Source organism: Mycolicibacterium sp. XJ870, from assembly GCF_053483975.1.
In genome coordinates this window covers 1,617,886-1,641,593 of sequence record NZ_JBEFTI010000001.1, presented here as the reverse complement: position 1 = coordinate 1,641,593, position 23,708 = coordinate 1,617,886, and the positions used below count along the sequence as shown (strand labels likewise).

The 23,708-nt window shown below is 66.9% G+C and carries 24 protein-coding genes; 11 read left to right on the top strand and 13 right to left on the bottom strand.

Annotation, left to right across the window (positions count from 1 at the left end):
• Positions 1-58: 58 nt before the first annotated feature.
• Positions 59-1,462, top strand: a complete 1,404-nt coding sequence (locus ABQF30_RS08200) for an RNA polymerase sigma factor (RefSeq protein ID WP_448462284.1) — start codon at positions 59-61, stop codon at positions 1,460-1,462.
• Between the two features lie 70 nt (positions 1,463-1,532).
• On the opposite strand, the gene ABQF30_RS08195 is transcribed toward ABQF30_RS08200, so the two are convergent.
• The 4 genes from ABQF30_RS08195 to ABQF30_RS08180 are packed head-to-tail and all read right to left on the bottom strand — an operon-like array spanning position 1,533 to position 5,575.
• The gene (locus tag ABQF30_RS08195; protein ID WP_448462283.1) at positions 1,533-2,282 is read right to left on the bottom strand and encodes a glucose 1-dehydrogenase; all 750 of its coding nucleotides are present in this window, start codon (positions 2,280-2,282) and stop codon (positions 1,533-1,535) included.
• 1 nt (position 2,283) lies between these two features.
• A complete protein-coding gene (locus ABQF30_RS08190; RefSeq protein WP_448462282.1) occupies positions 2,284-3,081 on the bottom strand; it encodes an SDR family NAD(P)-dependent oxidoreductase in 798 nt (265 codons plus the stop codon).
• Positions 3,082-3,086: 5 nt separating this feature from the next.
• Complete coding sequence (locus tag ABQF30_RS08185) at positions 3,087-4,016, bottom strand: LipP1 family hormone-sensitive lipase (RefSeq protein ID WP_448463534.1); 930 nt, start codon at positions 4,014-4,016, stop codon at positions 3,087-3,089.
• Positions 4,017-4,021: 5 nt separating this feature from the next.
• Positions 4,022-5,575, bottom strand: coding sequence for an AMP-binding protein (locus ABQF30_RS08180; RefSeq protein ID WP_448463532.1), 1,554 nt, complete (start codon positions 5,573-5,575; stop codon positions 4,022-4,024).
• A gap of 181 nt (positions 5,576-5,756) precedes the next feature.
• On the opposite strand from ABQF30_RS08180, the gene ABQF30_RS08175 reads away from it, so the two are divergent.
• Entirely contained in the window at positions 5,757-7,211 is a 1,455-nt protein-coding gene (locus ABQF30_RS08175) for a wax ester/triacylglycerol synthase family O-acyltransferase (protein WP_448462281.1), read from the top strand.
• On the opposite strand, the gene ABQF30_RS08170 is transcribed toward ABQF30_RS08175, so the two are convergent.
• Positions 7,143-8,129, bottom strand: a complete 987-nt coding sequence (locus ABQF30_RS08170) for an acyl-CoA dehydrogenase family protein (protein ID WP_448462280.1) — start codon at positions 8,127-8,129, stop codon at positions 7,143-7,145. The genes ABQF30_RS08175 and ABQF30_RS08170 overlap by 69 nt on opposite strands.
• A gap of 70 nt (positions 8,130-8,199) precedes the next feature.
• On the opposite strand from ABQF30_RS08170, the gene ABQF30_RS08165 reads away from it, so the two are divergent.
• Positions 8,200-9,306 (top strand): acyl-CoA dehydrogenase family protein, encoded by a 1,107-nt coding sequence (locus tag ABQF30_RS08165; RefSeq protein ID WP_448462279.1) that lies wholly within the window; start codon positions 8,200-8,202, stop codon positions 9,304-9,306.
• Here ABQF30_RS08165 and ABQF30_RS08160 read toward each other — a convergent pair whose 3' ends face one another.
• On the bottom strand, positions 9,307-10,155 hold the full coding sequence (locus tag ABQF30_RS08160; protein ID WP_448462278.1) for an IclR family transcriptional regulator: 849 nt from the start codon (positions 10,153-10,155) through the stop codon (positions 9,307-9,309).
• Between the two features lie 63 nt (positions 10,156-10,218).
• On the opposite strand from ABQF30_RS08160, the gene ABQF30_RS08155 reads away from it, so the two are divergent.
• A complete protein-coding gene (locus ABQF30_RS08155; RefSeq protein WP_448462277.1) occupies positions 10,219-11,307 on the top strand; it encodes an acyl-CoA dehydrogenase family protein in 1,089 nt (362 codons plus the stop codon).
• Here ABQF30_RS08155 and ABQF30_RS08150 read toward each other — a convergent pair.
• On the bottom strand, positions 11,301-12,077 hold the full coding sequence (locus ABQF30_RS08150) for an SDR family oxidoreductase (RefSeq protein ID WP_448462276.1): 777 nt from the start codon (positions 12,075-12,077) through the stop codon (positions 11,301-11,303). The genes ABQF30_RS08155 and ABQF30_RS08150 overlap by 7 nt on opposite strands.
• A gap of 100 nt (positions 12,078-12,177) precedes the next feature.
• Between ABQF30_RS08150 and ABQF30_RS08145 the strand changes: the two genes are divergently transcribed.
• On the top strand, positions 12,178-13,776 hold the full coding sequence (locus tag ABQF30_RS08145) for a flavin-containing monooxygenase (protein ID WP_448462275.1): 1,599 nt from the start codon (positions 12,178-12,180) through the stop codon (positions 13,774-13,776).
• 10 nt (positions 13,777-13,786) lie between these two features.
• Here ABQF30_RS08145 and ABQF30_RS08140 read toward each other — a convergent pair whose 3' ends face one another.
• The 4 genes from ABQF30_RS08140 to ABQF30_RS08125 all read right to left on the bottom strand — a co-directional run bounded on the left by ABQF30_RS08140 (position 13,787) and on the right by ABQF30_RS08125 (position 17,171).
• Complete coding sequence (locus ABQF30_RS08140; RefSeq protein ID WP_448462274.1) at positions 13,787-14,836, bottom strand: alcohol dehydrogenase catalytic domain-containing protein; 1,050 nt, start codon at positions 14,834-14,836, stop codon at positions 13,787-13,789.
• Positions 14,836-16,020 carry an LLM class flavin-dependent oxidoreductase gene (locus ABQF30_RS08135; RefSeq protein ID WP_448462273.1) on the bottom strand — a complete coding sequence of 395 codons (1,185 nt, stop codon included), beginning with the start codon at positions 16,018-16,020 and terminating at the stop codon, positions 14,836-14,838. Before ABQF30_RS08135 ends, ABQF30_RS08140 begins: the two co-directional genes overlap by 1 nt.
• Before the next feature lie 85 nt (positions 16,021-16,105).
• On the bottom strand, positions 16,106-16,744 hold the full coding sequence (locus tag ABQF30_RS08130; protein ID WP_448462272.1) for a TetR/AcrR family transcriptional regulator: 639 nt from the start codon (positions 16,742-16,744) through the stop codon (positions 16,106-16,108).
• Between the two features lie 49 nt (positions 16,745-16,793).
• Entirely contained in the window at positions 16,794-17,171 is a 378-nt protein-coding gene (locus tag ABQF30_RS08125) for a DUF952 domain-containing protein (protein WP_448462271.1), read from the bottom strand.
• Positions 17,172-17,329: 158 nt separating this feature from the next.
• On the opposite strand from ABQF30_RS08125, the gene ABQF30_RS08120 reads away from it, so the two are divergent.
• Positions 17,330-17,521 (top strand): DUF7455 domain-containing protein, encoded by a 192-nt coding sequence (locus ABQF30_RS08120; protein ID WP_448462270.1) that lies wholly within the window; start codon positions 17,330-17,332, stop codon positions 17,519-17,521.
• 61 nt (positions 17,522-17,582) lie between these two features.
• A complete protein-coding gene (locus tag ABQF30_RS08115; protein ID WP_448462269.1) occupies positions 17,583-18,578 on the top strand; it encodes a YihY/virulence factor BrkB family protein in 996 nt (331 codons plus the stop codon).
• On the opposite strand, the gene ABQF30_RS08110 is transcribed toward ABQF30_RS08115, so the two are convergent.
• Entirely contained in the window at positions 18,568-18,804 is a 237-nt protein-coding gene (locus ABQF30_RS08110) for a DUF3039 domain-containing protein (protein WP_448462268.1), read from the bottom strand. The two genes, ABQF30_RS08115 and ABQF30_RS08110, sit on opposite strands and share 11 nt — an antisense overlap.
• 80 nt (positions 18,805-18,884) lie before the next feature.
• Here ABQF30_RS08110 and ABQF30_RS08105 point away from each other — a divergent pair, with 80 nt between their 5' ends.
• The 3 genes from ABQF30_RS08105 (at position 18,885) to ABQF30_RS08095 (ending at position 21,286) form a co-directional block, all read left to right on the top strand.
• The gene (locus tag ABQF30_RS08105; protein ID WP_448462267.1) at positions 18,885-19,301 is read left to right on the top strand and encodes a DUF3099 domain-containing protein; all 417 of its coding nucleotides are present in this window, start codon (positions 18,885-18,887) and stop codon (positions 19,299-19,301) included.
• A 117-nt stretch (positions 19,302-19,418) separates the two neighbouring features.
• Positions 19,419-20,408: a sigma-70 family RNA polymerase sigma factor gene (locus tag ABQF30_RS08100; RefSeq protein WP_448462266.1), complete on the top strand. Its 990-nt coding sequence runs from the start codon at positions 19,419-19,421 to the stop codon at positions 20,406-20,408.
• A gap of 182 nt (positions 20,409-20,590) precedes the next feature.
• Positions 20,591-21,286, top strand: coding sequence for an iron-dependent transcriptional repressor DtxR (locus ABQF30_RS08095; RefSeq protein ID WP_448462265.1), 696 nt, complete (start codon positions 20,591-20,593; stop codon positions 21,284-21,286).
• 15 nt (positions 21,287-21,301) lie between these two features.
• On the opposite strand, the gene ABQF30_RS08090 is transcribed toward ABQF30_RS08095, so the two are convergent.
• Complete coding sequence (locus tag ABQF30_RS08090; RefSeq protein WP_448462264.1) at positions 21,302-22,363, bottom strand: DUF4192 domain-containing protein; 1,062 nt, start codon at positions 22,361-22,363, stop codon at positions 21,302-21,304.
• Positions 22,364-22,657: 294 nt separating this feature from the next.
• Between ABQF30_RS08090 and ABQF30_RS08085 the strand changes: the two genes are divergently transcribed.
• Entirely contained in the window at positions 22,658-23,686 is a 1,029-nt protein-coding gene (locus tag ABQF30_RS08085; protein ID WP_448462263.1) for a proteasome assembly chaperone family protein, read from the top strand.
• Positions 23,687-23,708 lie beyond the last annotated feature (22 nt).

Genomic DNA, 23,708 nt, shown 5'->3' with positions numbered 1-23,708 from the left:
CGCTTTCGGTGGTGTATGCCCATGCCCACCGGAAATACGCAAGACCGAAAGGGTGTACGTGGCAGCGACAAAGGCAAGCCCGGCAACCGACGAGCCGGTGAAGCACACCGCTACCAAGACGCCCGCGAAGAAGGCCCCAGCCAAGCGGGCAGCCAAGGCGACCGCGGCCAAAGCCCCGGGCGCGAAGCCCGCGAAGAAGGCCCCGGCCAAGCGCGCGGCCAAAGGTACGGCGACCAAGCCCGAGGACGTCACCACCGACGACATTGCGGTGTCTGACGACCTCGAGGCCGAGCCCGGCGAGGATCTCGACGTCGAAGACACCGATCTGGAGCTCGACGACATCGAAACCGACGACGAGACCCCTGCGGTGGCCGAGGACGATGAGGCCGGCGACGCGGCGGCCAAGCCTGCGGCGGCCAAGCCTGCGGCGGACGACGAGATCGCCGAACCGTCCGAGAAGGACAAGGCGTCCGGCGACTTCGTGTGGGACGAGGAGGAGTCCGAGGCGCTGCGGCAGGCGCGCAAGGATGCCGAACTCACCGCCTCCGCGGACTCGGTGCGCGCCTACCTCAAGCAGATCGGCAAGGTGGCCCTCCTCAACGCAGAGGAAGAGGTCGAGCTCGCCAAGCGCATCGAGGCCGGCCTGTTCGCCACGCAGAAACTGGCAGAGCTGGCCGAGAAGGGCGAGAAGCTGCCGGTGCAGCAGCGCCGCGACATGCAGTGGATCTGCCGCGACGGCGATCGCGCGAAAAACCATCTGTTGGAGGCGAACCTGCGTCTGGTGGTGTCGCTGGCCAAGCGCTACACCGGCCGTGGCATGGCGTTCCTGGACCTCATCCAGGAAGGCAACCTGGGTCTGATCCGTGCAGTCGAGAAGTTCGACTACACCAAGGGTTACAAGTTCTCCACGTACGCCACCTGGTGGATCCGCCAGGCCATCACCCGCGCCATGGCCGACCAGGCCCGCACCATCCGTATCCCGGTGCACATGGTCGAAGTGATCAACAAGCTGGGCCGGATTCAGCGCGAGTTGCTGCAGGACCTGGGCCGTGAGCCCACGCCCGAAGAGCTCGCCAAGGAAATGGACATCACGCCGGAGAAGGTGCTGGAGATCCAGCAGTACGCGCGTGAACCGATCTCCCTGGACCAGACCATCGGCGACGAAGGTGACAGCCAGCTCGGCGATTTCATCGAGGATTCCGAGGCCGTGGTGGCCGTCGACGCGGTGTCGTTCACCCTGCTGCAGGATCAGCTGCAGTCAGTGCTGGAGACGCTGTCGGAGCGTGAGGCGGGTGTGGTGCGGTTGCGGTTCGGCCTGACCGACGGCCAGCCCCGCACGCTCGACGAGATCGGTCAGGTCTACGGCGTGACGCGTGAGCGCATCCGCCAGATCGAGTCCAAGACGATGAGCAAGCTGCGCCACCCGAGCCGGTCGCAGGTCCTGCGCGACTACCTCGACTGAGAATTTCCGCCGAGACTGCGGCTTCTGACGCTGACCGGACTGATCAGCGTCAGAAGCCGTAGTTTCTGCGTTAGACGACCGGCATCCGCCCGGCGCTGGCACCGCCGTCGACCGCGAGTTCGGCACCGGTGATGTACGACGACGCATCCGAAGCCAGGAACGCGACCACGTCGGCGACCTCCTGCGGGGTGCCGACCCTTGTCAGCGGAGCGCCGGGATGCCCGCCCAGCCCTCGCTCGACGTGCAGGTGCGCGATCATCGGGGTGTCGATCATTCCGGGGTACACCGTGTTCACGCGGATACCCCACGCGCCCAATTCGATTGCCGCCACTCGGGACATGCCGCGCACACCCCACTTGGATGCGCCGTACGCGCTGTAGCCGGCGAGCCCCTGCAGCCCGGCCTGCGACGAGATGTTGACGATCGACCCACCGCCGGCAGCCTTCATCGGCTCGACCACGGCCTGCATTCCCAGGAACGCACCGAGCAGGTTCACCCGCAGCATGCGCTCGAAGCCGTCGGCGGACTGCTCCATGAGGGGTTGGTTGACGCAGATGGCCGCGTTGTTCACCAACACGTCGACGCGACCGAACTCGGCGAGCGCGGACTGCACGGTCGCCTGCCACGCCTCGGCGCTTCCGACGTCGTGGTGCACGAACCGGGCCGTGCCGCCGATCGATGCCGCCACCGCTTCGCCTTGTTCGGCAAGCACGTCGGTCAGCACCACCCGGGCGCCCAACTCGGCGAACCGGCGCGCCTCTGCCTCGCCCTGACCACGCGCCGCGCCGGTGATGATCGCGACCTTCCCGGACAGGTCCATGTCAGTCAGAATCCTGATCGATGCCAGTGAGCATAAGTTCGGACACCCGGCGCGGAAACTCGGTGATGTTGGCCATCACCGCGATGCGGCGCGGCAAGATGACGTGGCGCCGGTTGCGCTCCACCGCGTCCGCGATCGCTTCGGCCACCACGTCGGGCTCGAGCGCCTCCGCCGGCAGCATTCCCCATTTCAGCGACCGCTCGATGGTGCGGCGGGCCGGACCGAATTCCCTGATGTGGTCGATCATGTCGGTCTTGACCTCACCGATCTGTACCAGCGTGGTGCCCACCGGTTTGCCCCGCAACTCCGATCGGATGCCTGCGGTGAAGTGACTCAGCCCGGCTTTGGAGGCGCCGTAGAGCGTCACACCAGGGCCGGTGGAGATCGCACCCATCGATGACACGTTGACGATGTGCCCGCGGCCCCGGGACAACATCCGCGGCATCACCTGCCGGCACAGCTCCATCGGCGCATTCAGGTTGACCTGCAACAGATTCCGCACTTCTGCGGCGCTGGCTTCGGGGAACCGCCCCACCCTGTCGATGCCGGCGTTGTTGATCAGCACGTCGATCGGCCCGTCCGCTTCGACGCGGTCGATGAGCGCCTCGACAGCGGCCGGGTCGCCCAGGTCAGTGGGATACGCCACGCCGTCGAGTTCCTTGGCCAGGATTTCCAGGGCGTCGCCGGTGCGGGCCACCAGGGCCACGTCGGCGCCGCGGCCGGCCACCACCTCGGCAATGCTGCGGCCCAGACCCCGGCTGGCGCCGGTGACCAGTACCCGGGCGCTTCTCAGTGACATCGCGCTCATCGTTCTTCGCCTTTCAATGCTTTGCGCAGCACCGCGCACACGTCGTCGTTCGCTTGCCGGGCGATCGGGAGGTGATCGCCGAGGTTGAAGAAACCGTGGAACATCCGCTCGTACTCCGTCACCGTCACCGGCACTCCGGCCGCCCGCAGCAGGCCGGCGTACTCCTCGTCCTCGGCCCGCAGCGGATCGAGCTGCCCGGTGACGATGTGGGCCGGCGGCAGTCCCTCCAGATCGCCCAGAATCGGCGATGCCAGCACGTCGGTGCGGTCACCGGCGCGGCCGAGATACTGCTCGGTGAACCACTGCATGTGCTGGCCGGTGAGTACACCGCTGGCCGTGTGCTCACTGGTGACCGACGATTTACGACGCTGATCGAGGACCGGGTAGATCAGGAGCTGGAAGGCGATCGAGGGCCCACCCTCGTCGCGGGCGAGCATGGCCACCACCGCGGCCAGGTTCCCGCCCGCGCTGTCGCCGGCCACCACCAGCCGGTCCGGATCGGCGCCGAGTTCGGCGGCATGGTCGGCCACCCAACGGGTGGCTGCCCAGGCGTCGTGAACAGCAGCCGGGAACGGCGATTCCGGCGCAAGCCGATAGTCGACTGAAACCACCACAGCGCCAACACCATTGGCAAGACGCCGGCAGCATGAGTCGTGCGAATCGAGATCACACAGCACGAAGCCGCCGCCGTGGAAGTACACCAGCACCGGCAACTGCCCCGCCGCGACGCCCGCCGGGTGATAGATCCGGGCCGTGATGTCGCCGTCGGGGCCCGGAATGTCGCGGTCCTCGACGCGGGCGACCGCGACGGGTTTCGCCGGGCGGCGAGTGGCACTGAGCCGAGCCCGCACATCGGCGGCACTGCCGTTTCCGGACAGCACGGACGCGAAGGCGTCGCCCATCCGGGTGGCGAGCTCGTTCTGCATGGCCGTCACTTGTTCACCTCCGAAGTCAACTGGTTGCGCAGCACCTTGCCGGTGGCATTGCGGGGAAGCGCGTCGAGGAACTCCACATCGCGGGGCACCTTGTAGCGCGCCAGATTCCCCCGGACGTAGTCCCTGATGTCTTCGGCGACAACGGTTGAATCCGCGACGGGCACCACGTATGCCCGCAGCCGCTGTCCGAAGTCCTCGTCACTCACGCCGATCACCGCGACCTCGTCAACGGCGGGATGCCCGCTGATGAGGTTCTCCACTTCCAACGGGTAGACGTTTTCGCCGCCGCAGATGACCATGTCGTCGTCTCGCCCATCGACGTAGAGCCGGCCGGTCTCGTCGAAATGGCCGACATCGCCGCTGCTGAGCAGACCGTCGATGACTTCTTTTCGGCGACCGTCCGTATAGCCCGCGAAACTGACATCGCTGCCGGCGAAGATCCGGCCGATCACGTGGGGAGCGGTGATCGCCCGGCCGTCCTCGCCGTAGAGCCGCACCGCGCAACCCACCGGGGCGCGGCCCGCGGTGCGCGGGTCGTGACGCAGATCCTCGGGCATCGCGACCGTCATCACGGCGAGTTCGGTGGAGCCGTACAGGTTGTAGAGCACCGGGCCGAACTCGGCGAGGGTGCGGGTGACCAGGTCCGGCGGCATTGCCGAGCCGGACACGAAAATGATGCGCAGCGACGACGTGTCATGGCTGGACCGAATCTCCTTGGGAAGCGCCAGGATTCGCTGCAGCATGGTCGGCACCACCACGAGTACCTGGCATCGGTGCTGCGCGATGGCGCGCAGGGTGGCCTCGGGATCGAACCGACGTCGCAGGACCAACCGGTTTCCGAGGGCGAGCGACAGCACCGCCTGGCCCAGCCCGGTGCCGTGGAACATCGGCGCGGCCAGCATGCAGGTTTCGTTGCGCCGCCGCGGCACCCGGTCAAGCAGCTGTGCGGAGAACAACGGCGAGGTCTTGCCGCGCGGTGCCCCCTTCGGTGTGCCGGTCGTGCCGCTGGTCAGCAACGTCATGCCACCCGGTCGAGCAGGAGCGGCGACCGGAGCGGCCGAGGTCACCCGGATCAACGCGTCCAGTGAGCCCTCCCCGTCGTCCGACCATGCCACCAGCCGGTGCACGGCCGGGTCGATCTCGTCGAGCAGACCCGTGAACTCGTCGTCGTGGACCAGTACCGAAACCCGCTCGCGGCGAGCGACGTCGGCCAGCTGCGGTTTGGCGAATCCGGTGTTCATCAGGAGCACCTGAGCACCCGTTTTGCCTGCGGCGGCCAGCACGGTGATCAGCCCGCGGTGGTCGCGGCACAGCACCGCGACCACGTCGCCGGTGCCGATGCCTTGGCCGGCCCAGGCCCGGCTCAGTGCGTTGACCCGGCCGTTGAGCTCGCCGTACGTCAGGTCACCGAGTTCGTCGGTGATGGCGATGTCGTGCGGTGCCCGCGCCGCGGCGGCCTCGACGATCCCGGCGAAGGGCCCATAGCTTCGGACCAGTTTCGCGGTCCGGACGCCGTCGCCGACACCGCCGTTGAGCCCGGCCTCGCGCATCACCTGCAGACTTCGCGCGGTCACGCCGAGGCGGTGGGTCAGTCGATGCAATCGGTTCACGCGCCGAACGCTAGGGCGCTGCCCGGCCCGGCAAGGTCGAGGTCTCACTGTCCGAGACAACGGGTCTGCCCAGACACAGCGCCACGTACAAGTGATGCAAGCCACACGTGAGGAGTGACAGATGCGGCGTCTGAAAGGCGAGGACAACAGCTTTCTCGCATGGGAGAGCGACACCCAACCGCAACACACGATCAAGGCCGTCGTGCTGGACCCGCAACAAGGACATCAGCCGATCAGCTTCGAATCGGTCAAGGCTTCATTACCGGGGCTGGTCGACCGCGTCGAACCGCTGCAGTGGCAGTTGCTTCTGCCTCGAGTCGGATTCGGCCGCCCGTGGTGGGTCGCACGGTCGCGGCCCGACATGGACTACCACGTCCAGCGCGCCACGGCCGCTGCGCCCGGCGGTGACCGGGAACTCGGTGCCGCCATCGCCGAGATTTTCCGGACCGGCCTGGACCGGAACCGCCCGGCTTGGCAGTTGTACTACGTCGACGGGCTGGCCGACGGCCGGATTGCACTGGTACTCAAGGTCCATCACGCTGTCGCCGACGGTACGGCGTCACTGCGCCTGCTCGAGCTCATCTACAGCACCGACCCCGCAGCGACGCTGCCTGCGCCACGGCGCATCCCCCTGCCCGACGAACACCGCCCGCCGCCTTGGCAGTGGTACCGCCTCGTGCTGCGCCACCAGTTGACCGCGTTGGGACGGTTCCCCGGCATCGTCGCCCGCACCGCCCACGTGACGGGGACGATCCGCCGACGGCAGAAAGCCGGCAAGCCCGGCTACGCGGAGGCCTTCGCCGCTCCCCCGGCGCCGTTCAACGAACAGCTGAGCGCCCAGCGCCGGTTCGCATACCGCACCTGTGACGTGACCCAGATGAGGGCGGTGGCCAAGGCGTTCGGCGTCACGGTCAACGATGTGTTTCTTTCGATGTGCAGCGGGGCCCTGCGTAATTACCTCGAGGACGAAGGCGTGCTGCCGGGCGAGCCGCTGACGGCGGTGGTGCCGGTGTCGATGAGACCGCCTGGGTCCGAGGCCGATTGGGGAAATCAGGTGGCTCGGTGGAACGTCGGCTTCGCCACCGACATCGCCGATCCGGTGCAACGGCTGACGACGATCGCCGCGGCGACCCGGACCGCGCGAGAAGTACAGGCCGAACGCGACGCCTGGCTGCAGCACGACTGGATGGAGTATTGGCCGCTGTTCTGGGTGTACTCGCGGGTGCTGCCGATCCTGGGCGCACGGATCAAACGTCGGCCGATGTTCAGCCTGATCGCTTCGAACATGCGTGGCCCTCAACGCAGGTTGCATTGGGACGGAGCGCCGATCGAGAAGCTGATCTCCAGCGGTCCACTCGTGTTTCCGATGGGACTGAACTTCACCGGGTGGAGCTACCTCGACGAGATGGCGATCAGCGTGCTCACGTGCGGCGAGCAGGTTCCAGACCCGTTCCAGATCGCCGAGGCCCTACCGGCGATGCTCGATGAATTGTCCTCTCGGGCACCGTCATCGGCCGTCGAGGCGGTCGAACAACGCGACCGCCAACCGGGCGCCGGAGTGGACGTCACCCCATAGCCGGGTGACCGGGTCTGCCGCATTCAGGGCGTGGCGGCGGCTACTGGCCAGCAGCGTATCGGCGGCGTCGCGGGCCCGCGCGACTGCCTGCCGGTGTGCGCGCACCGCGGCGGCCAGGTCCTCGGCATGGTGTGCCGCCTCGGTGATCTGCAGTACCGCTGCGTCGATTTCACTCGCCGTGCGTGCCACCCGCACGGTGGACGGCGTCTGGTCGGCCACCTCCTCGCCGCCGTAGGAGGTGGCCAACCGCTCCTTCATCTCGGCGATATGGGCATGCCAGGCACCATCGGCAGAGCCCGCAACCGCCGCCGCGAGGCCCGCACTCAGCAGCACCTGCGCGGATATGCTTGCGGCGCTGTGACTTTCCAGGATGCACGGCGATTCCACCGCGACGCCGATGACCTCGACGTCGGCGGCACCGGTTCGCTGTAGTGCGGCGGGACCGCTCACCGGCGTGATGTCTGCAGCGCTGCGCGGCACGAGCACGCGGTATCCGCCGCCCGCACTGTCGTCGGCGGGCAACACCAGCCAGTCGGCGTGGCGGGCCGCCAGCACTGACGGCCAGTGCCCGGTCAGTTTCCGTGTGCTGCCTGAGCCGGTCAGCAGTCCCCCGCCCGTATGCGAGCCGACAACCAGCGCGTCCGGCGTGCGACCCCAGATCCGCCCGGCGGTCCCGGCCGGTGCACCGCCCACCTCGTGCGCGGCGACATTGACCGCCGCGGCCAGCCAACCGGCGGGGCCGTCCCGTTTGGCCAGCGCGCCGACCGCCGCGAGGAAGTCCTCGACGGTTCCGGACCGGCCGCCGTGCATGGCCGGCTGCAGTATCCGCATGGAAGGTGAATCCAGCAGCGCCGCAATAGTTTCAGTAGAAGTAGCCGCCGGGTCCACCGCGCCGGGGGCAACTGGCCGCTCTGCCATCGGAGGCTCCTTCGTCGGCGAGAACGTGATATTCCACGATGCTCGCACACCGAGCGCGCACAATGGGCCGATGTCCATCGGAGTGACCGCCGCGGACCGTGTACTCGATTCGGTCCGCGCATCGTTGCCGGCGATCGCCGACGCGGCCGCCGATGTCGACCGTGACGCCGCGGTGGATGCCGCTGTCCTGGGCGCGCTGCACGATGCCGGCTACTTGGCGATGTTGCAGCCCGGCCGGTTCGGTGGCCTGGAAGCCGAGCCCGACAGCTTCTTGACGGTCACCCGGGAATTGTCGGCGGCATGCACGTCGACCGGGTGGCTGGCGGGGTGGCTCGGCACCAACGGCTGGCACCTGGCCCTGTTCGACGAGCAGGCGCAGCAGGAAGTCTGGGGTGACGATCCACGAGCGCTGGTGGCCACCTCCTATGCGCCGACCGGGCGACTGGAGCGGGTGGCGGGCGGTTTTCGGTTGTCGGGTCGGTGGAACCACTGCACCGGCATCGGCCACGCGTCCTGGCTGATGGCCGCGGCCCTCGTGGTCGGTCCGGACGGATCAGCGCAGGATTTCCTGGTAGCTCTCGTCCCGCGCAGCGACTACGAGGTGGTACCGAGCTGGAACAGTCTGGGACTGCGGGGAATAGGCGCCGACGACGCGGTGGTGTCCGGAGCGGTGGTGCCGGCCTACCGCACGTTCGGCTTCGCCAGCACCGGGCAGCTGGCCACCATGCCCCGGTTGTACCGGCTGCCCCAACCGACCATGTACACCCATACCGGCAGTGTGCCGCTGCAAGGCGCCGCGCTGCGCCTGCTCGCCGACGTGCCGGCGGGCTCACCATTGGATCCGATCGAGATGGCCAGGTCCGGCGTGGAGCTCTCGGTTCTGCAGATCCGGCGCAATCTCAACGACCTGATGGACAGTGCCAGATCCGCGGCCGGCCCGGACGCCGAGCTGATCCTGCGTTCCCGCCGTGATCAGGTGGTTGCCTCCGAGCGGGCCGCCGATGCCATCCGGGCCGTCGTCCGCAATTCTCCGCCCGGCATCGACATGACGTTGTTGGATCGCCTCTGGCGCGACGCGCAGACCGCCAGGATCCACGTGGCCAGCAATGTCGAGCAGGTGCTGTCCGTTGTCGGCCGCTTCGCCTACGGCCTCAACGTCGACGATGTGATGTGGTGATCACGCCCAGGCGTCCGAGGACAGCGTGCGCAGCACCCGCGACAGCATGCCGTCGGTCGCAACGGCATCCTCGGTGCGCGTGGCCGGGCTGCCCAACTGCTCGGTGACCACGCCGGCGGCTCGCATGACGAATGGGGCTGTGCGCTGCAACCGGTGCATCGGCACCGCCCCGGTCAGCGACAGGCCCGCGAGTTCACCGTCGGCGGTGCGGATCGGCGCGGCCACGCTGGCCAACCCGACCGCGAGTTCGCCGTTGTCATAGGCCAACCCGTGCCGGGACCGGATGCGGGTCAGTTCCTGGTGCAGGGTCGGCAGATCGGCGATGGTGGCCTGCGTGCGTGTGCGCAGCCGTTGCCCGACGATCGCGTCCACCTCTTCGGCGGGCAGCTGGGCGAGCATGGCCTTGCCCAGTGCGCTGGCGTGTGCCGGAGTGTGACCGGCCACCCTGGTCGGCACGGCAACCGCGGCACGCCCGGCCAGTTTGTCCAGGTAAACCACGTCGCCGCCGAGCAGCACGCCGAGGTGCACCACCAGCCCCGTGTCGGCGTGTAGTCGCTCCAGGATGCGCGAGGCCACTCCGCGCAGCTGGGAATGGTCGACCATTCCGGTCACCGGCAACGGCGACGCGGCAACGCGGTATCCGTCCGCGCGGTGTTGCAGCAGACCGGCGTCGTGGAGCTGTTTGAGGATCCGGTGTACGGAGGACCGTGGGAGCCCGGTGCGGGTGACGACCTGATCGGGGCGAAGACTCGTGCCAGGCTGGTCGAATGCGTTCATGATCAGCGCCACGCGGGCCACCATCGACACCGCGGCGTCGGGCTGGGCGGCACGGTCGGCGGTCACGCTCACAAACGATCCCACTGGGCGAGACTTCGCCGCAACCCCGGGTGTCCGTACCTGACCATTGCCACCATGACCTGGGATGTTACGGACAACGTGCGTGAGCAGGCGGCACAGATCGCGGCCCTCGGCCCGACGAGCGAGGCATTGGGCAGGCTGGATGCTCGCGTGGCGACAATACTGCGGGACAGCGGGGTGACCCGGATGCTCCAGCCGACCGAGCACGGCGGCCTCGCAACGCATCCGCGGGACTTCGCCGAAACCGTGGTCGACATCGCGCGGCGGGACGGGTCGGCAGGCTGGGTGGCGGGCGCGCTGGGGCTACCGCCGTGGGAGCTGGCGATGGCCGACCGCCGGGTCCGTGACGAGGTCTGGGAGGCTGATCCGGGCGCGTGGGTGGCGTCGGCCTATGTGCCGAGCGGAACGCTGACGCCCGTCGACGACGGTTATCTCCTCAGCGGGCGCTGGCAGTTCGTCGCGGCGATCGACCACTGCGATTGGGCGCTGCTGGCGACCCGGTCGGCTGACGGCGGCCACGTTCTGCATGCGGTGGTGCCCCGAACGGACGTCTCGATCGTCGACGGCTCATGGGATGTGGTCGGGCTCAGCGGCATCGGCGGCAAGGACATCGTCGTCATCGACGCCGAGGTACCGGGTCACCGGGTGCTGGACTGCGCCCAGGTGGTCGACGGAACGGCCGCCGAGCTCGCGGGGTTACGAAACCCGATGTACCACATCCCATTCAGCACCATGCTTCCGCTGGGTATCACCGCCGCGGTGCTCGGCATGGCCGAAGGCGCGCTCGATCATCTCGGCGAGCAGGAGGCGTGCACAGCTGAATCGGCCGCCGACCTGCGCGCGTCACGGCTCGCAGTGCTCGACAGCGTCTCGGAGCTCTACCACCGCGCGCTGGACGGGCCGGTCGGGCTTGCCATGCGGGCCCGCAGCCGGCGCGATCAGCTCCAGGCGGTCCGGCGTGCGGTTCGCACTGTGGACGAGATCGTCTGCCGCGCAACCGGTGACGCCCTCCGTCGGCATCATCCTCTGCAACGGTTCTGGCGCGATGCGCACATGGGCTTGGCGCTGGCCACCTCCATGCCGGAGGACGCCCTGCTGCCTGCGGTGCTCGACACCGTCACGGCAGCGATCGCGGTTCACTGACCCATCACGTATTTCACGGTCGGTCCCGCGGTCCAACCGCCGTCGACCGCGATCTCCGAACCGGTGACATACGCCGCCGCATCCGACAGCAGGTAGCCGACCGCACCGGCGATCTCGTCCGGCACGCCAACCCGCCCCATCGGCGTATTCGGGTAATTACCCTCGCCGAGTTCGATTCCCACCTGCGCGGTCATCGGGGTGTACGTCATGCCGGGATGAACCGAGTTGACCCTGATTCGCTCGCCGCCGAGTTCCACCGCGGCGATCTTCGACAGACCCCGCACTCCCCACTTGGAAGCCCCGTAGCCGGCCGTCAGGGCGAGGCCGAAAAGACCTGCCGCCGAGGAGATGTTGACGATGGAGCCGCCGCCTGCGGCGCGCATCGGGGCGATCACCGCCTGCATCCCGTTGAACACTCCGACCAGATTGACCTCGAGCACGGCGCGGAAGTGCTCGACCGGTTCGTGTTCGATGAACTGGCCCGTGGATACCCCCGCGTTGTTGACCAGCCCGTTGAGCACACCGAACTCGTCGAGCGTGTATCGCACGGCGGCCGCCCATTGCGCAGGGTCGGTGACGTCGAGATGCGCGTACCGTGCCGAGGTGCCGAGCGCGGCGGCCAGGCGGGTGCCTTCGTCGTCGAGCACGTCGGCCACCACGACCTTGCCACCGCGCTCGACGATGTGACGGGCGAAGGCTTCGCCCAGGCCCCGCGCCCCTCCGGTCACCACTGCGACGACACCGGACAATCCGTTCGAATCTGCTGTCATACCGGCAGAAAAACAGGGCTGCGCGTGCCGCCGGCGCACAGTCCCGCACAACGGGACAGCCGCTGGGAGCCGGGCGGCCCCACCCGTAGCGTCGGTGTCCATGAGCCAAACCGTCGATGTAGTGGTAGTCGGCGCCGGTTTCGCCGGCCTGTATGCGCTGCACCGATTCCGCTCTGACGGGCTGTCGGTGCGGGTGTTCGAGGCGGCCGACGGGGTGGGCGGCGTCTGGTACTGGAATCGCTATCCGGGTGCTCGATGCGACGTCGAAAGCGTGGACTATTCGTACTCCTTCGACCCCGACCTGGAGCAGGAGTGGGACTGGTCGGAGAAGTACGCCACCCAACCCGAGATCCTGCGTTACCTCAACCATGTCGCCGACCGGTTCGATCTGCGTCGCGATATCACCTTCGGCACCCGTGTCACCGACGTCGTGCTGGACGAGGAGACACTTCGATGGGAGGTTCGCACCGACCGTGGAGAGGTCGTCTCATCCCGGTTCGTGGTGCTGGCCGTCGGTCCGCTGTCGAACGCCAACCTGCCCCATATCGACGGCCTCGAGTCGTTCGCCGGCGAGGTGTACCACACGGCCCGGTGGCCGCATGACGGCGTGGATTTCACCGGCACGCGGGTCGGAGTGATCGGCACCGGATCCTCAGGGATCCAGGCGATTCCGCGGATCGCCGAGGCGGCCGCGCAACTGCATGTCTTCCAGCGCACCCCGAACTTCAGTGTGCCTGCGGGCAATATCCCGCTCGACGACGCGGCCCGGCGCGAGCAGAAGGCGAACTATTCGCAGCGCCGAGCACTGTCGATGGCCAGCGGCGGCGGCTCACCGCACCAACCGCATCCGCAGTCTGCGCTCGAGGTCTCCGATGAGGAACGCCGCGCCGCTTACGAGAAGCGTTGGGAACTGGGCGGTGTGCTGTTCAGCAAGACCTTTCCGGACCAGCTGCTCAACCTCGACGCCAACAGCACCGCGCGCGAGTTCTGGGAGGAGAAGGTCCGCGCCGTGATCGACGATCCGGCGACTGCCGATCTCCTCATTCCCGGCGACTACCCCATCGGGGCGAAACGAATCTGCACCGACGACAACTACTTTCAGACGTTCAACCGCGACAGCGTGCATCTGGTGAACCTGCGGGCCACCCCGATCGAACGGATCGACGCGACAGGCGTGCACACCACCGATGCACACTATGAGCTCGACATCCTGGTTTTCGCCACCGGATTCGATGCGATGACCGGGTCGGTCGACAAGCTCAACATCACGGGCCGCGGCGGAACAACCCTGAACCAGGCGTGGGCCGCAGGCCCGGTGACCTATCTCGGCCTGGGCATACCCGGGTTCCCGAACCTGTTCAACCTGACCGGGCCGGGCAGCCCCTCGGTGCTGGCCAACATGGTGCTGCACTCCGAACTTCACGTGAACTGGGTGGCCGATGCCATCGCACATCTGGATGCCCATGGCAGCGTCGCGCTGGAGGCACGCGCCGAGGCCGCCGTCGACTGGGTAGACGAATGCGCCCGCCGGGCCGCGGGCACCCTTATGCCACAAGCCAACTCGTGGTACCTCGGGGCCAACATCGCGGGCAAGCCGCGAGTGTTCATGCCGTTCGTCGGCGGGTTCGGAGTCTACGGGCAGATCATCGCCGACGTCGCCGCAGCCGGGTACAAGGGATTCGACATCCACGCCGGCTGACGGCGCCGGCTCAACCCTGCGGCAGCACCAGAATCTTGACGTGGGCTTCTGGATCGCGCAGCGCCTGGAAGGCGTCACCCAACCCGTCCAGGCCGACCCGGCCGGTGATGATCGCCTCGGCGTCGATGTCGCCGTCGGCGAGTCGCTTCAGCACCGTCTCGTAGGCCTCGTGGTAGGGACCGTTACCGAAGTTGATGGCGATCTGCCGGAACTGCGCAACCACCGGGATAATCGTTTCCTCGCCGAAAGGTGAAGCGACGACCTGTATCCGGGAGCCGAAGGGCAGGGTGTGGGTCAAGTTGTTGAGGGTGCCGACCCGCCCGCTGCACTCATAGGCGATGAGAATTCCGCTCCCCCCACGCCCTTCCATGAGCATCGAGTTCCACAGCTCGATCGGATCCTGCTCGCTGGGGTCGACCACGATGTCGGCGCCCATCTTGAGCGCCAGTTCCCGACGCTTGGGCGACGGCTCGGACGCGATCACCGTGTGCGCGCCGTGCGCCTTGGCGGCCAGAATCGTGCCGAGACCGATCGAGCCACAACCGATGACGAGGGCAGCATCGGCCTCGGTCAGGCCCGACTGCTGGACGTGCATCTCGCCCACGTGGAGCGGTTCGGCGAGCGTTGCGTGCTCGAGGGACAACCCGTCGGGTACCTTGCGGACCCAGAACGCGTCGACCACGATCGTTTCCCCGAAGGCTCCGTGGTAGTCGTTGGAGTAACCGATGATGGTCGGCATGCCGTTGGCCTCGGTGGCCACCCCGATACCGGCGACCCGGTCACCCAACGCGAAACCGGTTACATCCGAACCGCATTCGATGACCGTTCCGGCGTACTCGTGTCCGAGCACGACCGGCTTGCTGTGGTCGAACACCGCGAATGGGTAGCCGGCGGCCGCCGCCACCTCGACGAATCGGCATGGATCCTTCGACATGCTCAGATCGCTGCCGCAGATGCCACAGGCCGCGACCTTGATACGCAGTTGGCAGGGGCCGGTAGCCGGTGGTTCGTCGACCTCGGTCACGGTGAACTGACCCTCGAAGTACTCGGTAGCGCGCATCATGCCCCCTTGGATTCGAGCTGGCCGTAATAGTCGGTGTGTGCCTTGGTGATTGCCCCGATGAGGCCGCCGAGGAGGTATTCACCGTTGTCCTCGGCGAACTGCAGGCTGGCCTGCCTGCCCGCGTTGCGGTTCTTGAAGTGCGGGATGACCTCCGAGGCGAACAGCTCGTAGCTGCGTTTGGTGTCCTCCCAGCCGGCCATGTCCACGTGCATGATCAACAGCGTGCCGAATCCACCGGTCTTCTCGATGAGGCGATCGATCTGGGCGATCGCGTCCTCGGGGGTACCGATGATGACCTGGCCGAACTCGCCCAGGTTGTCGGTACGCCACTGTTTGATGATGCCCTCGGGTGTCTGCGCCCAGTCCGGGTTGATGCGCTGCTGGCGGTTGACGTACTCAGCGATTGCGTGAATTCGGCGGCTGACAGCCCGCTCGGCGTCGGCCCGGGTCTCCGCGATGAAAATCGGATTGACCAGTCGCCAGGTCGAGTGGTCGGCCCGATACCCGTTCTCGGCCGAAACTTTTTCGTACACGCCCCAGTTCCGGTCGAGTACCTCGAATCCGCTCGGCGAGCTGGCGGCCAGCGACAGCAGCGAGAGCCCATGTGTTCCGGCGAGCACCGAGCCGTTGGGCGAGATGGTCGAGGCAGTCGCGACCTCGATGCCTGCCGGATCGTAGGTGGGCAGCTGGGCCCGCGCATCGCGCAGGGTGAACCAGTCGGTCTCCATGTTGACGACCTCACCGCGCAGCAGGCGCAGAACCGCCTCGAGCGCCTCGCCCTGCATGCGCCGCTGGTCGATCGGGTTGATCCCCATCATGTGTGCGTCGAGCGGGATCTTGCCCGGCCCGGTTCCGACGATCAGCCGTCCGCGGGTCTGCAGATCGAGCTGGGTGATGCGGTCGGCGGTGACCAGCGGGTGGTGGTACGGCAGCGACGTCACGCCGGTTCCGAAACGGATTCGCTCGGTGCGCTCAGCCGCCGCAGCGATGAACACGTCTGGGGCAGGAACGATTTCAGACCCTGTTGAGTGATGCTCGCCCATCCAGGCCTCGTCGAAGCCGAGATGGTCGAGATGCTGCATCAGGTCGATGTCGCGCCGCAACTGCAGCGCGGGATCGGCGTTCAGCGGATGGTAGGGAGCCAGGAAGGCCCCGAACTTGATCGAGGCGGTTGTCCACATGACAGGGACGCTACTTGGAACATCTGATTGGATCAACTGATCCAGAAAATGAGATTGTCGAATGTCCCGGATGAGGCACTGGTGATCAGCCGCCGAGCAGCCGCTGGACCCCGCCGACGACGAACGTCACCAAATCCTCGTAGAACGCCGTCAACTCGGGCTCGGCCAACCGGGCGCCGTCACGCTTCCATTCGTCAGCCCGACTCAGCGCCTGGATGAAGTTCATGATCGAGATGGCCCACCGCAGTTCGAGTCGATCCGGATCAGAATCGGGAAAAGCGCGCTGAACCTGAGCGAACAACTCATCGGGCAGCCGCTGCTCCGTCGCCAGCAGGGCAGGGTGATTCTCCTGGGAGATCTGCGCGATGATCTTGATCCAGCGCATCCCCCTGACACGCTGCCGCAGAAGAAGTTTGAGGTACGGCTCAGTGACGGCTCGGACAAGCGCTTCCGCTGTCGGTGCCGTCGCGCCGTCAGCCAGCGTCGCGACGTTCGCGGCGATCTCGTCGCGCACGGGTGCGCCGACATCCGTCAGAACCGCACGCAGCAGAGCGTCCTTGGACCCGAAGTGGTAATGCACCGAGGCGGCGCCCAGACCAGCGGCGACATTCACCGCGCGTACCGACACCGCGTCGACGCCATGCGCGGCGAACAGTCGCTCAGCGGCCTTCACCAGGCGTTGGCGGGTGGCCGCGCCCTGCCGATTCTGGGCTGCCTCGGACACCCGCTGAGCATGTCACGCCACGCCCGACGCGATAGTCCAGTCATTGCCGCTACGGCGTGTCGCAACCCTGCGCGGATGCCGGCGCGAACCGGCCGTCAGTGCCCGGCACATAGGCAGTGGTGCTTATCACAGCCGCAACGGGCAACGATCCGTACAGATGCGGGAACCTCATCGACCGCGGATCCGTTGGTACTCCAGGTTCCCAACGCACCGGGTCGGACAGCTTTGCCGGATCGATGTGGAGCAGCAGCAGATCGCTGCGGCCCGCATAGAGCCGGTTGGCCGGCAGGTGCACCTGCTCGGGTGTGGAAAGGTGGACGAAGCCTTGCGCCCGCAGCGAGTCGGGCCGGTGCTCACCGGCCTCTTGGGCGCGCCGCCAGTCGTCGGCGCTGCACAAGTGGACCAAGACTTCCGGCGACGGATTCATAGGGCCAGCTTGCCCGTGAGCAACACGGCGCGGAAGTGAGACACGACACACCGGTAAACCCCTAGGGAACAAGGCCGGAACCGAAAACGTCTGACAGAGTAGAGATACGCACACGCGGCACTTTGCCGACGTTGCGCAGAGCAGAAGACGGAGGAGCCATGAACGCAACTCTGACAAGCCCCGAGCTAACCAGAGCTGACCGCTGCGATCGATGCGGAGCGGCCGCGCAAGTACGCGCGAAGCTGCCCTCGGGCGCCGAGCTGCTCTTCTGCCGTCACCATGCGAACGAGCACGAAGCCAAGCTTGTCGAACTCGCCGCTGTGCTGGAAATCAGCCCGGTCGAGGCATAACGCCAGCTGAGCACCACCCGCCTGGGCAGGAGCACGTTTCGTCAGTAATGCTGGTCTGGTCATGACGGGCCAGCCTCTTCCAAGACCACCATCACGCCACCACATCCGGCATATCGCGCGACGTACGTTGGCGAAGAGCTGGGACGATTCGATTTTCTCGGAATCGGCGCAGGCGGCGTTTTGGTGTGCGCTGTCGTTACCGCCGCTCCTGCTCGGGATGCTCGGCAGCCTGGCCTACATCGCACCGCTGTTCGGGCCGGACACTCTGCCGACTATTCAGCACCAGCTGATCAATGCTGCGAACAGCTTCTTCTCCCCCAATGTCGTCGACGAGATCATCGAACCGACGATTCTCGACATCGTGAAGGGCGCCCGCGGCGAGGTGGTCTCGGTCGGCTTCGTGATCTCGCTGTGGGCAGGATCCTCGGCAGTCTCGGCATTCGTTGACTCGATTGTGGAAGCCCACGACCAGACGCCGCTACGGCATCCGGTGCGCCAGCGGTTCTATGCGTTGGGCCTGTACGTGATCATGCTCGTGTCGGCGATCGCCATGGCGCCGTTGGTCGCGCTTGGCCCCCGCACGATCGCCGAGCACCTGCCGGACAGTTGGGACAACGTCCTGCGCTACGGCTACTTCCCGGCATTGTTCTTCGCGGTCATCTTCGGAGTGACGCTGCTGTACCGGGTCTCGTTGCCGAGACCGCTGCCCTCGCATCGGCTGCTACTGGGCTCGGTGCTGGCGACGGTGGTGTTCCTGGTCGCGACCGTCGGCTTGCGCGGCTATCTGGGTTGGATCACGAGCACCGGCTACACGTACGGTGCACTCGCGACACCGATCGCGTTCCTGCTGTTCGCGTTCTTCCTGGGATTCGCCGTGATGCTGGGCGCCGAGCTGAACGCCGCCATCCAAGAGGAATGGCCGGCATCAGACACCCATGCCAGGCGGCTGCGGGAATGGCTCGGGGACAAGGCACTCAACAACCGCGCCCTCAACAACCGCGCGCAGGCACCGGAGCGACCGATGCCTGACGCCGCCGACCAACCGTCTACTTCTTGAGGGATTCGTAGATCCGCTTGCAGTCCGGGCACACCGGAGAACCGGGCTTGGCCGACTTGGTCACGGGGAACACCTCGCCGCACAGTGCGACCACGTGCGTACCCATGACAGCACTTTCGGCGATCTTGTCCTTCTTGACGTAATGGAAGAACTTCGGTCGATCGCCATCAGTCCCGTCATCGACTTGTTCATCGGCGTCGGTGCGCTCGATCGTCTGGGTCTCCATGTTTATATATTGTGCCCGGCCACCGGGCCGGGGGAAATCCAGCTGTCCCAGCCCCGCCGAGGTGTGGAACAGTAGAGGTCATGAAACAAAGCCACGAGCTGAGTTTCGACGACGATTTCGATCGTGAAGCCCGCCCGGTCCTCATCACCCGTGCCGCACCCGCATACGAGGAGCAGCACCGCCAGCGCGTCCGCAAGTATCTGACGTTGATGGCATTCCGGATTCCCGCACTGCTGCTGGCCGCCCTGGCCTACAACATCTGGGAGAACGGGCTCATCTCGCTGGCCATCATTCTGGTGTCCGTGCCGCTGCCGTGGATGGCGGTGCTCATCGCCAATGACCGCCCGCCCCGGCGCGCCGAGGAACCACGGCGATATGCGGGCAACGGCCATCGCATCCCGCTGTTCCCGACTGCTGAGCGGCCCGCGCTGGAGGGTGGTCCCTCGGTGCCACCGCAACCCGGCACTGCGGATTCCCGCGATGACGTCGCCGACTGAGGGCCTTCTCTAGCGTTTCTCAGGAGAATCTCAGGTCGTCGGCAAAAAACTGCAGGTCAACGGGCATGAAACCCAGCGAGAGTGGGAACTCTTCTGGGGCATGACACGTTGTAAGTCATGACAGTTCGAGCCGATCAGGAGGCCGTCATGGCAAATGCCACCACAAGCCGCGTTGATAGCGATCTGGACAGCCAGAGCCCGGCAGCCGACCTCGTGCGCGTATATCTGAACGGCATCGGCAAAACAGCCCTGCTCAATGCCGCCGATGAAGTTGAGCTCGCAAAGCGCATCGAGGCGGGTCTTTACGCACGACACCTGCTGGAAACCAAGAAGCGTCTTGGCGAGAACCGCAAACGCGATCTGGCGATCGTTGTCCGCGACGGCGAGGCGGCCCGGCGGCACCTGCTGGAGGCGAACCTGCGGCTGGTGGTGTCGCTGGCGAAGCGCTACACCGGCCGCGGAATGCCGCTGTTGGACCTCATCCAGGAGGGGAACCTGGGGCTGATCCGGGCGATGGAGAAGTTCGACTATTCCAAGGGCTTCAAGTTCTCGACGTACGCCACCTGGTGGATCCGCCAGGCCATCACCCGCGGAATGGCCGACCAGAGCCGCACGATCAGGCTGCCGGTCCATCTGGTCGAGCAGGTCAACAAGCTCGCCCGGATCAAGCGCGAGATGCACCAGAATCTCGGGCGCGAGGCCACCGACGAAGAGTTGGCTGCCGAGTCCGGCATCCCGGTGGAAAAGATCAACGACCTCCTCGAGCACAGCCGGGATCCCGTGAGCCTCGACATGCCGGTCGGAACCGACGAGGAAGCCCCGCTGGGCGACTTCATCGAGGATTCCGAGGCGATGTCGGCGGAGAATGCGGTGATCTCCGAGCTGCTGCACACTGATATCCGCCACGTCCTGGCCACCCTCGACGAGCGCGAGCAGCAGGTGATCCGGCTTCGGTTCGGCCTCGACGACGGTCAGCCGCGCACGCTCGATCAGATCGGCAAGCTGTTCGGCCTGTCCCGTGAGCGGGTCCGCCAGATCGAACGCGAAGTGATGGCCAAGCTGCGCAACGGCGATCGTGCCGATCGGCTGCGGTCCTACGCCAGCTGAGCGAATCCCACGAATGTGCCCGCCGGTCACCGGCGGGCACATTCGTGTCTGTACCGGATTTTCGTGCGACGAGCAGCGTGAATCGACGTTCGGCGGGCGGGACAGGCCCGGCGATGTAGGACCGCGGTTCGAGCCGTGGGAACGGTAGACTGTGGGGTGACGTTTGGGCTGGGAAGGCGCGAATGAACGATCTGGTCGACACCACTGAGATGTACCTGCGGACCATCTACGACCTCGAGGAAGAGGGCGTGGTGCCGCTGCGTGCCCGCATTGCCGAGCGGCTCGACCAGAGCGGGCCCACGGTCAGCCAGACGGTATCCCGAATGGAACGTGACGGCCTGCTGCACGTCGCCGGTGACCGCCACCTCGAACTGACCGACAAGGGCCGCACACTGGCCGTCGCAGTGATGCGCAAGCACCGGCTGGCCGAGCGGCTGTTGGTCGACGTGATCGGCCTGCCCTGGGAGGACGTCCACGCCGAGGCGTGCCGTTGGGAACACGTGATGAGCGAGGATGTCGAGCGCCGCCTGGTGCAGGTGCTCAACAACCCCACCACCTCCCCGTTCGGAAACCCCATCCCCGGCCTATCCGAGCTCGGCTTCGGTGCCGCGGGCTTCGGATCTGATCAAGTCAGTCTGGTCCGGCTCACCGAATTGCCGGTCGGCATGCCTGTCGCCGTGGTGGTTCGCCAGCTCACCGAGCATGTCCAGGGCGACACCGAACTCATCGGTCGGCTCAAGGATGCCGGTGTGGTCCCCAATGCGAGGGTCACCGTGGAGGCCAACGACCACGGTGGCGTCATGATCCTGATCCCCGGTCACGAGCAGGTCGAGCTGCCGCACCACATGGCCCACGCCGTCAAGGTCGAGAAGGTCTGAGACGGGGGGCCGGCGCTACGCGCCGGCCTTGCGCGCGCCGCCCCCGAACGTCTGTCTCGGTGGTAACCGCACCCCGAGCCGTTCAGCCTGCCGGTACCCGCTGAGGGCGAGTTCGCGGATCTGATCCGGCCGCATCCCCGACTGCAGGGCCTGATCGAGCATGCCTGCCATCCGATGTTCCGGATCGCAGCGCAGCGCCGCGTCCAGCGATATCCCGGCCAGCGGCCCGTCACCGCGGACGTACGCCGAGAATGCCAACAGTGCGAGCGCCTCTGCCCGCCAGGGTGGCGGCAAGGCGCGCGCGACTGCGACCCACAGGGACTCGGCCGGGCCGGCCCCGTCCCCGACGGCCAGTGCGTACAGCGTGTCGCGAACCCGTGGATCGGTCAGGGCGACCGCCAGTTTCGCCAACTGGATATCTGTCGGCACCTCGCCGGCGGCCAGCTGCGCAGCCGCCGTGATCGCCATCTCGACATCCGCACGGGCCTGCGCCTTCCGACGCGGTCCGGACGACGACGGCAGGCCGGCGATCACCGCCGCGATCTGCTCACCGCGGATCTCGTCGGCCTCGACGATCTGCTGCAGTTCGGCGCGCCGCCGGTAGAGCCGACGGCCGTCGAGCACCGCCGCCACAGCCAACGGTGAGGCGGTGGGATCCTCGACCGTGCCGTGGTTGCCACACCCGTCAGCGCAGTGCCAGCGCCCACCGGCGGCCACCCTGTCCACCACGTGTGCAGCCGACAGTTCGATGCCGTGAGCCGCCAGCGCATCGGCCACGGCGGCGGCCAGGTCCGCGTAGTCGTCCTGGCACTGCAGGCAGTCTGCGCCATTCTCGTCGACGATGACCGCGACCGCCGAGTGTGGCGCCGCGGCGGCGGCAACCTCGGCAAGGTGATCAACCCCCTCGACCATCGCCAATGAAAGGTCAACGCGCATAACGCACCCCAGATGCCCGGCATCGAAGGTCACCAAGACCAGGGATTCCTCGGGGACGAAGCCCAGGACCGCGGGCAGCGCGGCGATCAACGAACCTGGATGACCGACGGGGTAATCGGGTATGTGCGGTGAAGGTGTCATGGCCTGACCGTGGCAGCCGGCTCCGTCGCCGCCGGCCGGCCGGACCACCCGAACTCGGGCGCCTGTGGACGAATTGCGGATTGGGGATAACTGGTCGTGTGCGATCCGGTCAGCAGGAACAGCACGCGAGCGCGGACACGGTCCGCCGGAATGCCGCATGCCGGCTACCGCGTTCGAACGACATGCGGGGCGGCGCGAGCCCGCGCAACGCGAATGCGCGACACTAGGTGGTACGGACGGTACGAGGTTCCAGCGGTGCACGGACCCGGCCGCCGTGACGAGGAGACGGAGTGAATGGCCGACAGCAACGAAAACCCGGAACAGCGCTACCAACCCGACCAGAGCGGCATGTACGAGCTTGAGTTCCCCGCACCGCAGTTGACGTCGACGGATGGCCGCGGTCCGGTGCTCATCCACGCGTTGGAGGGTTTCTCCGACGCCGGCCACGCGATCCGGCTCGCCGCCGAGCACCTCAAGGACACCCTCGACACGGAACTGGTGGCGTCGTTCGCGATCGACGAACTGCTCGACTACCGCTCGCGCCGGCCATTGATGACCTTCAAGACCGATCACTTCACCGGCTACGACGAACCCGAGCTCAACTTGTACGCGTTGCATGACAGCGTCGGCACGCCGTTTTTGCTACTCGCCGGACTGGAACCGGATCTGCGGTGGGAACGGTTCATCACCGCGGTACGGCTGCTTGCCGAGCAACTCGCGGTACGCCAGGTGATCGGTCTCGGCACCATCCCGATGGCGGTGCCGCACACTCGACCGATCACGTTGACCGCGCACGCGAACAACAAGGAACTCATCACCGAGCACACACCGTGGGTCGGCGAGGTTCAGGTTCCGGCCAGCGTGTCCAACCTGCTCGAATTCCGGATGGCGCAACACGGTCACGAGGTGGTCGGCTTCACCGTTCACGTGCCGCATTACCTGGCGCAGACGGCGTATCCGCCGGCCGCAGAGGCGCTGCTGGGCGAGGTGGCAAGGACCGGTTCGCTGCAACTGCCCCTGGCCGCACTGTCCGAGGCCGGAGCCGAGGTGTACGCCAAGATCAACGAGCAGGTGGAGGCGAGCGCCGAAGTCGCACAAGTGGTGACCGCGCTCGAGCGACAGTACGATGCTTTCGTTGCCGCACAGGAGAATCGGTCTCTGCTCGCGCGGGACGAGGACCTGCCCAGCGGCGACGAACTGGGTGCGGAGTTCGAACGGTTCCTCGCCCAGCAGACTGGTGAGAAATTCAAGGACGACAGGTACAAGGACGGACACGGGGATGGGTTTGGGGATGGATTCCCCAATGGCGACAACCATTCATAGGAGCCCGAAGCTGGGCTGAGGG

Coding starts and splice junctions, on each gene's coding strand:
- ABQF30_RS08180 (WP_448463532.1), bottom strand. CDS start 5,575: ATGCGCGAGGCCGGGCTCAACGGCGGTGTCGGCGACGGCGTCCGGACC.
- ABQF30_RS08120 (WP_448462270.1), top strand. CDS start 17,330: ATGAACGCAACTCTGACAAGCCCCGAGCTAACCAGAGCTGACCGCTGC.
- ABQF30_RS08135 (WP_448462273.1), bottom strand. CDS start 16,020: ATGTGGACAACCGCCTCGATCAAGTTCGGGGCCTTCCTGGCTCCCTAC.
- ABQF30_RS08095 (WP_448462265.1), top strand. CDS start 20,591: ATGAACGATCTGGTCGACACCACTGAGATGTACCTGCGGACCATCTAC.
- ABQF30_RS08100 (WP_448462266.1), top strand. CDS start 19,419: ATGACAGTTCGAGCCGATCAGGAGGCCGTCATGGCAAATGCCACCACA.
- ABQF30_RS08170 (WP_448462280.1), bottom strand. CDS start 8,129: ATGGCAGAGCGGCCAGTTGCCCCCGGCGCGGTGGACCCGGCGGCTACT.
- ABQF30_RS08165 (WP_448462279.1), top strand. CDS start 8,200: ATGTCCATCGGAGTGACCGCCGCGGACCGTGTACTCGATTCGGTCCGC.
- ABQF30_RS08145 (WP_448462275.1), top strand. CDS start 12,178: ATGAGCCAAACCGTCGATGTAGTGGTAGTCGGCGCCGGTTTCGCCGGC.
- ABQF30_RS08195 (WP_448462283.1), bottom strand. CDS start 2,282: ATGGACCTGTCCGGGAAGGTCGCGATCATCACCGGCGCGGCGCGTGGT.
- ABQF30_RS08140 (WP_448462274.1), bottom strand. CDS start 14,836: ATGCGCGCTACCGAGTACTTCGAGGGTCAGTTCACCGTGACCGAGGTC.
- ABQF30_RS08110 (WP_448462268.1), bottom strand. CDS start 18,804: ATGGAGACCCAGACGATCGAGCGCACCGACGCCGATGAACAAGTCGAT.
- ABQF30_RS08185 (WP_448463534.1), bottom strand. CDS start 4,016: ATGCAGAACGAGCTCGCCACCCGGATGGGCGACGCCTTCGCGTCCGTG.
- ABQF30_RS08155 (WP_448462277.1), top strand. CDS start 10,219: ATGACCTGGGATGTTACGGACAACGTGCGTGAGCAGGCGGCACAGATC.
- ABQF30_RS08115 (WP_448462269.1), top strand. CDS start 17,583: ATGACGGGCCAGCCTCTTCCAAGACCACCATCACGCCACCACATCCGG.
- ABQF30_RS08085 (WP_448462263.1), top strand. CDS start 22,658: ATGGCCGACAGCAACGAAAACCCGGAACAGCGCTACCAACCCGACCAG.
- ABQF30_RS08175 (WP_448462281.1), top strand. CDS start 5,757: ATGCGGCGTCTGAAAGGCGAGGACAACAGCTTTCTCGCATGGGAGAGC.
- ABQF30_RS08105 (WP_448462267.1), top strand. CDS start 18,885: ATGAAACAAAGCCACGAGCTGAGTTTCGACGACGATTTCGATCGTGAA.
- ABQF30_RS08125 (WP_448462271.1), bottom strand. CDS start 17,171: ATGAATCCGTCGCCGGAAGTCTTGGTCCACTTGTGCAGCGCCGACGAC.
- ABQF30_RS08090 (WP_448462264.1), bottom strand. CDS start 22,363: ATGACACCTTCACCGCACATACCCGATTACCCCGTCGGTCATCCAGGT.
- ABQF30_RS08190 (WP_448462282.1), bottom strand. CDS start 3,081: ATGTCACTGAGAAGCGCCCGGGTACTGGTCACCGGCGCCAGCCGGGGT.
- ABQF30_RS08150 (WP_448462276.1), bottom strand. CDS start 12,077: ATGACAGCAGATTCGAACGGATTGTCCGGTGTCGTCGCAGTGGTGACC.